Source organism: Aphanizomenon sp. CS-733/32 (assembly GCF_028330045.1).
Lineage (GTDB): Bacteria > Cyanobacteriota > Cyanobacteriia > Cyanobacteriales > Nostocaceae > Dolichospermum > Dolichospermum gracile.
Genome location: NZ_JAQMSE010000131.1, coordinates 1 through 13,395, shown reverse-complemented (window position 1 = coordinate 13,395; position 13,395 = coordinate 1). Strand labels below are relative to the sequence as shown.

Genomic DNA, 13,395 nt, shown 5'->3' with positions numbered 1-13,395 from the left:
GGGGAGAGGTTTGGAGAGGAGTTTATTTATACATTAAAAACTTTTAAAACATCCTCTAACTAGGGTTTGCTGAAAAAGTTATCTGTGAGGGTTAGGAGTCAGGAGTCAGGAGGATGAATTAGAAAGATATAAGAATAGTCTCAAATTCCAGAAAGTGATAGGTTTTTAATGGTTTCAATGCTTATTCCTTGCACCTAATTCACTTTTTTACCCCGGAAACTCTTAATATATCTAGGTTTTCGGTTTGTTCAGCAAGCCCTAACTATCTCCATTCCGATGTTAATTCCTTTCCACTAGTAAGTAAGTGAACGGAAAAAAACCGAAATATGTAACGAAAAGTAAAAAGTAAAGTTGTCCAAAACCTCTTCCCTGTTCCCTGTTCCGTTGTCATAACGACAATTTTTAACGCCAACCTACTTAGTCTGTCAGATAAATACGAAGGAAAAAGAAAAGAAGATAGGTAATCTTTCACAGGGAAGGGAGTAACAGAAAGATACCCGATATTTCAGATGGTTGGGTATCTTGTAATGATGAATGTGGAGGCATCTATTTTATTTATTGATATAATTTATACAAAAAAATCTTTAAAAAATACCAAAATTGTCCATTACTTATACTTCTTTTAAAGAGTAAGATGTCTAAAGTTTGCAAAAACTTCATGAAAAATTTAGCTATAGCAGTTTCTATCTAGGAGAGGACATAAAACATGGCTTGAGTAACCCTGCTGCTTGATTTAGAGACTAAAAGACTTTTCCCTTTCCTGCTATCAATAAACAGGAATTGAGGGTAAATTTAGTTTCAAAAACTCAACTTAAGCAGTACATATCGTCACAGCAACTTGCCGAAACAACAATATATTGCATTATGGATACGCTTTCCACAACTAAGTCTAAGATCCTGATTGTAGATGATGATGCCAGTGTTCGCAACTTGATTCAGCGTTTCTTGAGTCGTAAATATGAAATTGAGTCAGCCGCGGACGGTAAAACGGCTCTTGTTTGTTTTGAGAAATTAAATCCGGCTTTAGTAATTCTTGATTGGAATTTACCAGATGCAAATGGATATAAACTGTGTCAAGAGATGCAGAGCCGGACTAATGTTTTGGTAATGATGCTGACTAGTCGCAATGATGAAGCTGATAAAATTAAGGTCTTGGCTGCTGGTGCGGATGATTTTTTAACTAAACCATTTAGTCTGGCGGAGGTGGAAGTTAGGGTGGAAGCACTATTAAGGCGTGTTCGCTATATTCAGCCCGGTGTTGCACAACGCCTCATTTTTAACCAGTTGTCTATTAATTCAGACGCACGGGAGGTTACACTCAATAATAAAGCTTTGCCTTTGACTGCTTTGGAGTTTAATATTTTACATTTTCTAGCTACCCATCCTGGACAAGCATGGAGTCGCACTCAATTAATTCAAAAGATTTGGGGGTGTGATTATGTGGGTGATGGTCGCGTTGTTGATGTGCATATTGGTCAGTTACGCAAGAAAATGGAGGCTGATTCTAGTATGCCGGAGTTTATTAAGACGGTACGGGGTTATGGCTATAAGTTTGATCCACCGGAAAATCCCACGATTTAAATTTGGCGAAATATGATGGTTGTGATGGCTTAACAATTTGCTCAAATCTGGGCTTGATGAGATGATTTAGGTGATTAATCGGTAGATATTGGAGCTAAAGTCTGTCAGGGAGTCGTATCTACTCAAGCCTCGGATAAAACCTTTAATTTTTTGCTTCTATAGGATATTCTCTGGTTGAGGACAAACTGCATTTTCAGCTTGAAAAAATATATATGCAAATTACTGTAATGACCTTTAATCTCCGCTATGATAAACCAGATCCGGGGGTGCGTCAGTGGATAAAGCGTGTGGGGGCGATCGCTTCTTTAATTCAATATTACAAACCGGATTTGCTGGGGACACAGGAGGGTAAATCTCATCAACTGGCAGATTTACAATCACTCCTACCGGAATATAACATTATTGGGGGCGATCGCACTGGTACAGGAACGGGTGAACATTGTGCAATTTTCTATAACCCACAATATCTGAAACTTGAGGAAACACAGGATTTTTATCTCAGTGATACTCCAGACGTTCCTGGTAGCATTACTTGGGGAACTCGGTTACCACGTATGGCTACTTGGGCTAATTTTGAGCTTATTAATCCTGGTCTATCTTTAACTATATTAAATACCCATTTAGATCACGAAAATGCCCAATCTAGGGAGTTAAGTGCAGCCTTAATTGGTCAACGGTTGGCGGAATTTCCTCCAGAAAACTACTTGCTGCTTACGGGGGATTTTAACGCCAATCCTGATACTCCAGAACGGCAAATTTTTCTATCTCCTTTAGCTAATGGTAAACAATTACAAGATCCTTTAGGGACTCTACCTCTAGAACAACAGAAAACTTTTCACGATTTTACAGGTGAAGCCTGGGATGCTATTGATACTATATATTGCGATCGCTCTTTCCCCCTAGAACAAGTCATTATTAATCGTCAACAGTGGGAAGAAGTATGGCCTTCTGACCATTTTCCTGTGATTGTAAAATTAACAGTTTCAAAATCTGAATAGTTCAAGCTGACTTCACTGTTACGGCTAACTGCGTTTATTTTACCCGAAATTACTAATTCAATATAGAGAGAATATATTTTAAAACCTCAGCAATGCTATTAAGTTTGTAAGTATTCAACTATAGCCCTCCTTCACATCTAGATCCCCGACTTTTGTGATCAATTTATAATTTATGGACACAATTAATAAAAAAGTCGGGGATCTTTTTACCTGACCTGAATTCTTACTTAAGTTTAGATTCAATAGAATTGACAGGAAACATAATTCCTGTTTTTTTAGTAATAGGATTAAGTGTTTTAAATACTCGATCCCAAAAGCTCTGAATACCATAATTTCCCTGAAAGCTTGTATGATGGAGGTCATGAAAATCTGAAGGTATGAACAATATTGATAAAGAACTATGACCTTCTAAATTATAAATGTTACCGATTAAGGTCCATGCACACAGTTGAGTAATATCATATCCAAATATAAAGATAGGCAAAATATCTGTGATAGTAACAATAATATATTCCAGAAAACTCTTATGTCCAGCTACAAAACTTGATGAATCCTGAAATTCATGATGTTTAAGATGGATTTTTAGAAACGATTTTGTATGTAATATTCTATGGGAAATATAAAAACAGAAATCAGCCGCAACTATTCTCATCAAAAACCATCCCAAATTTAACAATAAACTATTACCTCTATGAACTTCTGGAGCTAAATATAGTATGATTAATGCTGCTATTAAACTTTTAATTTCTCCTGTAATCATCCCTTTTAAAGTAAAAGCAGGAAATGATTGTTTTTTTACTTTATTGACTCTTGCACTTAGTTTTTTAGTTAAATTATCTTTAGTTTTGATGAATCTTTCAATGAAAAAACCAATAGCATAAAATGAGATAGAACCAATCAACCAGTAGAATAAAACTTGGCTGATGAGATTAAGTTGTAAATTATTTAACAGTAAATAGAATACCTGCTGAAGCATTGTACAGCTAACAGCAATCTTGAGATAAAATTCCATCTCAAAACAGAAATCAAGCAATAACTTCAACAAATTTTGCATAATTTTAACCACAAACGTTTAATATCACAATAAAAGTTTATATCACTATGGAAATAGTGTTTTTTTAGGGTAAGAATGTCAACATTTGATTATATTTTTCCTATGTAAATAAGTATCTTGCTTTGTCTTTTGTAGCCTATCATTTCTTGTCACCTTGAGAGACATTCCAAAAACAGAACTTACAGCACTTCCCAGTATTATGAGGTACAGAGATGAATCATAAAACTCTTGTGGTGTGGGCATCTTGCCCGCTATCGGTGTACTTCACTTATATGAAATCTGCTGTAAGGTTTTCGTTTAGTTCAAGACTTTGCTAACACAATTTTTGAATCATGGGAAGAAGCTGTACTCACCATTCCTGAATATTCCCCATTGTAGTTAGTAAATTCAGTCGGTGATCTGCGAATATGGGATAAACGAATTTGCCAATCAGAAACTTCCGCATAGGACAGGTGATGAGTATTGGAAGTTGTAGTCCATACTCCCCATAAACAGCTATCTTCAAATTGTAGCAATCCTTCCTTGCGTAAATTAAAGGCTTGGGGAGTTCCGGGTAAAGGAATAATACTGTAGCAAGAAGTCTGAAATTCTAGCTGAGGGTTAATCTTGACCAGTTCATCAACCAGGTCTGTAATTGCTTCCTCAAGAAGTAATAAGTCATCATGATCATCATCAGGTAGACCAATAATGATGCCATAAGTCACCACAGGTACACCTGTGCTAACGACAGATTTCATCAATGTACAATGCTCTTGCCACGGTAGCAACTTCTTGTAGGCTTCCCGTCCAAAAACGGGACGTTCTGCGGGGATATAAGCCAAAGGACAAGGGCATCAAATCCCCCTGCTTGCAAGTCAGGAATCAACACTTGTTTACTGATTAATGAACGATGTCTATATAAAGAAGTCCAATTTTTTCCTTCTGCATCATATAGTCCGGTGGCTGGAACTTCAATTAGTCCAATTGTTGGTCTTTTGTCAGATGTTAAGGTCATAATAATCTCCTGGTATTCTTGACAGTTTAAACTTATTGATAACCCAGCTTTGCAGCAGTGATATTTATATTTTGATTAGGCCTTTGTAGGCTATCATGATTGCAGACATTGGGCGGCATACCAAAAACAAAACTTAACAGGACTTACGCAACTGGCACAGGCGATACTATTACTAACTTGGCAGAGCATTTAGAAAATATTAGTCATGATCAAATTAACTACTATAGTCCTGCTTAATTAATTGCCTAATTTACCCAAATTTTTATAATTATGACGTTTTGATATTTAAAAAATAACATGACTTTTTAATCTTCACTCCTGGGAATAGTCGCAGGAAGTAGAATACCTTCCGACAGCAAAGCATCCATAAACATTTTCCGCAGAACTCGCTGAATTTGAATATGTTTTCCTGGCTTTACCTTTGTCAATGTTCGCAGCAACAAATTAGATTCACCCATACTTTCTACACCATCTACTAGAGTGGGTTCAAGGACATCAGGATCATTTGTTTTTAATTGCTGTCCTATTTCTTCAATCACTTGATATATATGAGTTAAATTAGAATTGTAAGGTACATAAACTTCCACTACTGCAAATATGTACTGTTTAGAATAATTAGTAATTGAGCCAATATCCCCATTCCGAATAATCTGCAATTGACCATTGGGATGTCTAATCCGAGTAGTTCTCAATTCTATCGCCTCAACAGTGCCTTCTACTGGTTTCTCTTCAAGTTTTCCCGCTTCAATATAATCACCTACTAAATAATAATTTTCAAAAAGAATAAAAAAGCCACAAACTATATCATTAATTAGCGTTTGTGCGCCTAACCCTACAGCGATACCAACAATCCCAGCGCCAGCCAAAATAGGGGTAGGATTAATATCAAGAATATAGAGAACGGCAACCGCAACACTGAAGTAAACTAAGTATTGTAATAAACTACGAAACAAAGGAATCATAGTTAAACGTCTGCTTTTTTGGGTGTCAGTCAAATTCTGATCTTTGAATAGCACCTCTTCTAGTAGTAAATAAATCACCTCAAACATCACACGACTCATGAAAATGATAGCGATGATTTTGATAGTTTTTAGACCAAAAGTAGCCAGTTTAGCTATTAACTGCACCTGCTGAATTACCAATGTGACAGTGCAGACGTAAATCACAAATTCTAAACACCGTTTCAAAAAGGGAATCAGGTGTTGGAGACGATCATAAAATCTCAACAGATTATCAGGACTGGAGTATCTGACGCTCAGAACATCTAGAGTATCAACAATTGCCGCAACTGCTTTGAGAATGAGTAATCCCACAGCAATGATCAGATAGATTCGTAGTGCGATATATAGATATTCGGAAACTACTGTGGGTAAGTTGAGAAATTGGGTACAAGCAATCAGAACCCATAACCAAATTCCACCTCTAATTCTTTGATTGAGTGCAGTAAAAAAAGCGTCAATACTTTCATCATCGGCGGTATTTTGATCTAAGTTTTTAGCACGATTACTAGCTATCTTTAACCAATATTTGATGACTTTTAGAGCGAATATTGCTGCAATTACAACACCAATACTTTGAGCTATACCAATTCCTAATGCCATCCAAAATCCTGATGGAATCCGTCGAATTAGGGCTATTTTATATTGTTGGAGATTTTCACCCCGATAGATCAGATAACCATTAGCACCAACAATCAAAACGCACAATACTATACAACTAAGCAACAACAAACCAGTAATATTGCGGCGCAAAATTTTGATTTTTAAATCGTCACCCTTCAATATTAATAATCTAACCAACAGCTTGAATAACTTACCTACAAGCCATCTTAATAAGAGGAAGACAATTATTAAAATACCGACTTCAGCCAAAATAATTAATATGTTCATAGTTAGGTAATTTTCGCATTTTCTTGATACCCAAATCTTCAATGAATTCGGGTATATTTATTCTGAACTTTTTTATTTTAATTGTTGCTGTTCTGCATCGGTTTATATTTTTCTGGTTCGGTTCTCAACTCTACATACAGAGAATCAATACCCTCTTGTTCTAAAAGTTCCAAGATGGCTAAATTTAAGTTTTTCTCAGCATCAAAGTAGAGATTATCATCATTAACAAATGCCATTACTTCAATAACTCTGGCATTCTTTTCAATGTTTTTGAAACGAATTGTACACTTAGGAGAAAAACCAGGAATAGATTTTGGCATTTGTTGAATAGAATCACAAATTCTCGCAGTTTGTTTTGCGGAAATACCATCAATTTTGAGAATTAAATTTAATCCCCACTTTAATTCTTCCCCTGGATTTTGTGACCAATTATCTACAATTCCAGAAATCATGCGAGAATTGGGCATTTTCATAATTGAACCCCACTTAGCTAGATGCAGTGTTGTGGTTCTAAATCCAATACTTTTTATTTCCACAAAACCATCTAATCCTGATATTCCTACCCAGTCACCTTCACGATACAGATTATCCGAGTAGATAATCACTGTACAGAACCAATCATAAACAATGTCTTTAAACAGTAAACCTAAAGTGATACCAGCACCACCAAGTAACCCCACAAGTGCTGCTGCTGATTGTCCTAAAAATATCTCGCTGATTTTAATTGTTAAGACAATAATTGCTACCGATTGAAAAATTTTCGGCATCAAAGGTCTGAGTAATTCATCAAGTTCAGTTTCTGTTTGCAGGACAACGTTAGCAATTAATTGACCTAAAATTGAAGAACTACGATAAACAACATAGGCAACTATGAAGAGAACTATTACGTTCAAAACTCTGCTAATTGTCTCGCTGAGTTGAGAGCCTAAGTTATCTGCAAGAATTTCCTTACTTAGCCAGAATCCACCAATAAGAATTAGCCAGTTTAAAGCTGGCTTAATAATAGCAATCAATTCATCATCAAGGGTAGTTTCTGTTTTGCTTGTGAACTTTTCAATGGTTTTAATGATCACTGCCAGAAAAAATCTTCTTAATGTCTGTGTCAACGTTAAAATGACGAGAACAGCAGCGATTTTAGCAATGGGAATGTTGGAATAATTGATATTCTTAAGCGTGTTCCAGATAACTTCCATGACTTACCCTGATAGATATTTGAGCTTGTTGATTTTATATCACGAGAAAATTATCAACATCCAGAAATTTACAAATATTTTTAATTTTGATTTCTGAATTAGGAACGTGGATTTATTAACTTACAATTCTTGGTAACGACAGCCTAACCCGCATTTCTCACAAACATTGCGATTCCTAGGTCGCGCTTCGCTATCACAATATATCTGATCCTTATAGAGAAACGGTTTTGGGCATTTTTCACGGAGTTGATTTTTGATGCAGTGTCAAAACCCAGAATCCAGATTTTATAAGGGTTTGAGGATTTTGGTGAGAAATCCGGGCTAAGTCAATGTTAGATTACATCCATCAAGAGTTGCACTTTATTTAATCCTCATTTCTTACTGAAACAAAGCTTATTGAACTTGACAAAGAATCAATCCAAACCACCCTTTTTCATCTGTCCAAGTTTTCACAGTGTTTAATCCTTTACTCTGAAGTTGTTTTTCCATGTTTGTTAAATCAAACTTCCGAGAAATTTCCGTTAATATACTTTCTCCCGCTGCAAAAAACACCTTTAAATCCAAAACTTCTAAAGTTACCCAATGGCTTTTTTGACAATGTAAATACATCTCAATTTGATTATCAACCTGATTATAAATCGCTTGATGTTTAAACAAATTAATGTCAAAATTACCTTGAAAACGCCAATTCAAATGAGAAAGCATATTCAAATTAAAAGCAGCAGTCACATCTTGACTATCGTTATAAGCTGCTTCTAAAATATCTGTAGGTTTTTGTAAATCAATCCCTAGTAGAAAGTAATCTCCAGGCTGTAAAGTGCAAGAAACTTGAGCTAAAAAGCTATCAAACTCTTCTGGGTTAAAATTACCTAAAGAACTTCCCAGAAAAAACAACATCCGCGATTGTAAATAATTCGATTCTAAATGAACTAAAGCTTGTTCATAAGTTCCTAATAATCCATGAATAGTAATATCAGGATACTTTTCTTGTAACTGTAAAACACTAGTTTTCAGAATTCCTCCACTCACATCAATGGGAAGATATCTACAAGAACTGGCAATTTTTTGATAAGCAGTTAATAAAACTTGAGTTTTTGTGGAACTACCACTACCTAATTCTATCAACTCACAACAATTTGTAATTTCGGCAATTTCATCAGCGTACTGTTGTAAAATCCAAGCTTCTGTGCGAGTCGGATAATATTCTGGTAACTCACAAATTTGTTCAAATAATTGAGAACCAGGATCATCATAAAAATATTTAGGTGGTAAAGTTTTTTGTTTTTTACTTAATCCTTCAATTACATCTTTACCATCAATAGCTAACTCTTGATAGTGATGATCTAAAACTGTTAAAACTTGTGTGTTTAATGTTTGTGTACTCATGGTAAATATCCTGGTAGATTAAATGTTTACAATTTTTGTTTTCAGAAATTTAAATTTGTCACCTTTTAACTTTCACCTCATCCAAACTTTCAGCCACTCTAAAACCAACGTGCTGATAGAAATAGGGACGAAACCAGTTACGATAACAAGGTAAAGCCATTGTACCATTCGTTGCCCAAGAACCGCCCAACATCATAAAATGTTTATTATCAAAAAAGGGTGCAGATTGATCTGCATAAAGATGATGGGTTTGAAATCCTGGTAAGGGTTTAAATGTTTCTCCTAACCATTCCCAGACATTACCCCGTAAGTCAGAAAGTCCAGATTGATGATTTTCTGAAAACATTCCTACAGGAGTTGGGGAAATAAATTGTAAGTTGAGATTATAATTATTTGCTAAACTAGAATCTTCAGATATTGTTAATGCTTGATGCCATTCTGCTTCTGTCATTAACCGAGTGTTTTTACCTTTCCAGCGACAATAAGCTATTGCTTCATAATGGTTAACTTCCACTGGCCAATCTAAAGGTAAATCTATTTCATCAAATGTGGCACGATAGCGATAGTTATTTTCTTTGTGTATCCAGAATTTGGGATGTTGGATATTGTAGAGTTGTTTCCATTGCCAAGATTCAGTATGCCAATAATTGATATTATTGTAACCACCGGCTTGGACAAATTCTAAAAATTCTCCATTGGTAATCAGATATTGACTGGCTAAAAATGGTGGGACTTCTACTTCTAAATCACCATATTCACTATCCCAAGCAAAAGTTAAATCATCTTGGCGTTTTCCTAATTTAACTGTACCACCAGGAATTTCTCGCATTTGATTATGGGGAATTTCTCGATTAGTAGGTGCATAATTCCATCCTTGGGGACGTTTTAAGTTCTCAATAGGTAATTGACGCAACAGCATAGATGAGGTTTCTAGGTGAATGCGACTATGTTCTATTCCCATTAATAATGCCCAAATAGGATGTTGTTGATCAATGGGTAAATTTAAAGGAGTGTGATGAATGATTGCGGTAATTTCTGCTCTAGCTTTGTCTCGATATTCCCAAACTTTTTGAAGTTCAGGCCAATTAACTCCTTGAATGGCTGCTTCTATTTCTGCCGGTGTTTCTGGATCAACGCCAATTTCAAATAGGGTTTCATATTGGGGATTAATCCGATGTTTGATTAATCCCACCTGAATTAATTTATTGATATAAAAAACAGCCGAATGTCCAAGATAAAAAATTAATTTATTTCTTAAAGGATCGGGATTGAGATCAAAGGTTTCTTCCTTAATTACACTTTTCATCAAGGTTTCTTCTATTTCCCAGGAATTTTTAAAATAGTTAAGCAGGATTTTTGAACTACAATCATCGAGTTGGGGAATAGGCGCATCTGTCATTTTTTTTATCTGGGGAATTAATTGTTGGTAATATCTGGATTGATTAATTTTTTTTAATCAACCCAGTGATTGATTAATAAAATTTTTACCTCAATGATAAATATTTACAGGGATTTTACAGGAACTTCTGTGCCAGAATTCTAGGCTATGTATTTAATTATCTTATATTGATACCATTTTTTTTCTTTTTAATTGAAATTTAATATTTTCAGTAAAATTACTACCAGATGGATTCCTGTATTGAATATCTTCAGTGAAATTACTAATAACTGAATTACTATATTGACAAAACCAAATATAAACAATCTTTTTAGGCTAGTTCAAACTAAGTATATTAATTTCTAAGAATACCAATTTTTTGGGCGAGTTTGTTAGAATCATACATTAGCCCCTGTTATAGTGTTTTGGCGTTAGTTGCCAACAAAGCTATATTGGAATGATGAAAATAGATCAATGTTCTTGCTGCTGATAATGGATGAAGGCAATAGGTAATAGATAATATAAGTAGGTGAACACAATAAAACCAAACTGTGTAAAGAAACGTAAGTAATTGGACAAAAATATTTACAGTCATTGCGAGGGAAGGGAAGCAATCACAACCCTTGCGATCGCTTGATTTCACTTCGTTCCATATGGCTAACGCCACGCAACGCTTACGCAATGACATTGTGTAATTAATTCTATCTCACTCAAATCTCTGAAAACTTCTTTACTCTTCCCTATTGCCTATTGCCTATTGCTGTATGTGTTTAATGACCAGTGACCACTGACTAACGACTAATGACTAATGAGTATTTCCACCTCCGTACTGAGTGATTTACTAGACTCACTCCCCCATCTACGACCCCAGTTATATTTTAAGGCTTCACTAACTGCGCTCTCCCACGCTATGGAAGATCAGGTTTTAGCTGCTAATTTGGATCGTCCTCTGATTATTGCTAGTTTTCAGAAAGAGCGATTTTACCGTCAAGAAGCCCACCGCTATCAACGACTGGCGGAAAAAAGTAATCAAATATATGTATTATCTGCACCGGAAACGGAGTTTGCTAATAGCTCAGGATATTATGAAAAGGTCGCTTTTGAGCCTGATGATGCTTTAGCTCAAGAATGGCATTTGCTAGTAGTTGCTGATAATTATGCTACTTGCTTAATCTGTCGAGAAAGCTTGGGTTCTTTGGCTAAAAATCAACATATCCCAGAGATGATCCCTAGCTTGGATATGGATACGGCGCGGAGATTTGAGGGGATTTGGACATCGGAAAAACGAGTGTGTTTAAAAGCTGCCCAATTGTTGTTAGAGAGAATTCAGGTGTATCGGCCGGATTTAGCAGGGAAAGTTGATGAAGTGTTCAGTCGGTTGGGGATTGGGAAATTAACAGGTCAGTCAGTGGTCAGTTCTGATCGTGAGTATGCTTGTGACCTTGATACTGACCCGTTTGTGCAGAGGTTGGTGACATATCTGCAAGCTAGTCAGTATAAGCTGCATAAAGCTTACCGGTCGATCGCCGCTCAAGCCCGGAAAGAACGGTTGGTAAATTCAATTAGTACAGCAATTAGGCGATCGCTTGATCCACAAGAAATTCTCCAAGTTGCCGCGCAAGAGTTGGGACAGCACTTAGAAGCCTGTCGTTGCCTAATTTATCGCGCTCAAGCTACAGATGCCAAAGCTATAATTGAACATGAATTTTTGAACTCTAATATCACATCGGTACTGGGTCAAAGTTGGGAGTTAGAACATAATCCGCTATTTCAGCAGGTGCTACAACAGCTTGAGGGGGTATGTGTGGCTGATACCTTGGGGGACTATCAAGTCAAGAAATCACCGGCCTTATCGTCCATTGTCAGGCAGTTTGGCGTGCGTTCTTGGTTGATCGAACCCGTATTATATCAAGGGCGACTATTGGGAATTGTCGAGTTACATGATTGCCATTTTCCTCCCCATGAATGGCAACCAGGGGAGTTAGACTTAGTGAAAGCGATCGCTACTCAAATAGGTGCAGCCCTCATTCAAGCCGAATCTTTTGCCAATTTAGAAGAACTCAACCAACAGCTAGAAGCCTTGGACCGCACCCGCAGTAATTTAATTGCCATTACCGGTCATGAACTCCGCACTCCCCTATCTACCATTCAAGTTTGCCTAGAAAGCTTGGCCACCGAACCGGATATGCCTTGGGAACTACAACAGGTCATGCTCAGTACAGCCCTAGCCGACTCCGAAAGAATGCGGAAACTGGTACAAGACTTTTTAACCCTTTCCAACCTAGAAAGCGGTCGGGTAGAATGGCATCCTGAATCATTAACCATCCAAGAATGTATAGATTTAGCCCTCAGTCGCTTACGAACACGCTCTAGCCAAGAAAAGATTCCACAAATCAAAACTCAAATTTCCGACAACTTACCTTTAGTCAGGGCTGACGGTGATTGGTTAGTGGAGGTAATCGCCAAACTTGTAGATAATGCTTGTAAATTTACTCCCTCTTCTGGGCAAATTATTATTAAAGCCATTAGCAATGGTCAGGAGATGTTAGAAGTCACCGTAGCGGACACAGGACGAGGAATTGAACCCAATCGCCTAGAAATAGTTTTTGACCGCTTTTACCAAGAAGAGGGCGCATTACGGCGGACTACCGGGGGAACTGGTTTGGGTCTAGCAATTTGTCGGCAAATTGTCAATGGCTGGAACGGGAAAATTTGGGCAGAATCCACAGGTAAGGATCAAGGCAGTCAATTCCATTTTACAATTCCTATCGTGCAGGGTAGTCAATTTAGCTTAATCAGCAGAAGCCCCACGTCTCACTCTTAGGAGCGTGAGATGAATGCGCGTGAGTTGAGTTGCGTAGCCCAAATTGTATTTGAGCGTAGCGAAAACAAAGAAGGCTACAGCGACGAAACGAACAAAAT

Annotated in this window: 9 protein-coding genes; 3 read left to right on the top strand and 6 right to left on the bottom strand. The window is 36.7% G+C overall.

All coding sequences use genetic code 11. The features are described 5' to 3' along the window. Positions 1 to 864: 864 nt before the first annotated feature. Together PN471_RS10250 and PN471_RS10245 are read left to right on the top strand one after the other, a co-directional pair. The gene (locus PN471_RS10250) at positions 865 to 1,581 is read left to right on the top strand and encodes a response regulator transcription factor (RefSeq protein ID WP_193893129.1); all 717 of its coding nucleotides are present in this window, start codon (positions 865 to 867) and stop codon (positions 1,579 to 1,581) included. Between the two features lie 212 nt (positions 1,582 to 1,793). Continuing rightward, positions 1,794 to 2,579, top strand: a complete 786-nt coding sequence (locus tag PN471_RS10245; protein ID WP_193893132.1) for an endonuclease/exonuclease/phosphatase family protein — start codon at positions 1,794 to 1,796, stop codon at positions 2,577 to 2,579. Positions 2,580 to 2,802: 223 nt separating this feature from the next. On the opposite strand, the gene PN471_RS10240 is transcribed toward PN471_RS10245, so the two are convergent. From PN471_RS10240 to ovoA, 6 genes are all read right to left on the bottom strand, one after another. Continuing rightward, positions 2,803 to 3,633: a sterol desaturase family protein gene (locus PN471_RS10240; RefSeq protein WP_271776761.1), complete on the bottom strand. Its 831-nt coding sequence runs from the start codon at positions 3,631 to 3,633 to the stop codon at positions 2,803 to 2,805. 302 nt (positions 3,634 to 3,935) lie between these two features. Beyond that, a complete protein-coding gene (locus PN471_RS10235) occupies positions 3,936 to 4,454 on the bottom strand; it encodes a hypothetical protein (protein WP_271776760.1) in 519 nt (172 codons plus the stop codon). A gap of 478 nt (positions 4,455 to 4,932) precedes the next feature. Next, positions 4,933 to 6,516: a mechanosensitive ion channel family protein gene (locus PN471_RS10230; protein ID WP_271776759.1), complete on the bottom strand. Its 1,584-nt coding sequence runs from the start codon at positions 6,514 to 6,516 to the stop codon at positions 4,933 to 4,935. A 77-nt stretch (positions 6,517 to 6,593) separates the two neighbouring features. After that, entirely contained in the window at positions 6,594 to 7,709 is a 1,116-nt protein-coding gene (locus tag PN471_RS10225; protein ID WP_271776758.1) for a mechanosensitive ion channel family protein, read from the bottom strand. 393 nt (positions 7,710 to 8,102) lie between these two features. Next, complete coding sequence (gene egtD, locus PN471_RS10220; RefSeq protein ID WP_271776757.1) at positions 8,103 to 9,095, bottom strand: L-histidine N(alpha)-methyltransferase; 993 nt, start codon at positions 9,093 to 9,095, stop codon at positions 8,103 to 8,105. Positions 9,096 to 9,153: 58 nt separating this feature from the next. Continuing rightward, complete coding sequence (ovoA, locus tag PN471_RS10215) at positions 9,154 to 10,494, bottom strand: 5-histidylcysteine sulfoxide synthase (protein WP_271776756.1); 1,341 nt, start codon at positions 10,492 to 10,494, stop codon at positions 9,154 to 9,156. Between the two features lie 787 nt (positions 10,495 to 11,281). Between ovoA and PN471_RS10210 the strand changes: the two genes are divergently transcribed. Continuing rightward, on the top strand, positions 11,282 to 13,297 hold the full coding sequence (locus PN471_RS10210) for a DICT sensory domain-containing protein (protein ID WP_271776755.1): 2,016 nt from the start codon (positions 11,282 to 11,284) through the stop codon (positions 13,295 to 13,297). The last annotated feature ends 98 nt before the right edge of the window (positions 13,298 to 13,395 follow it).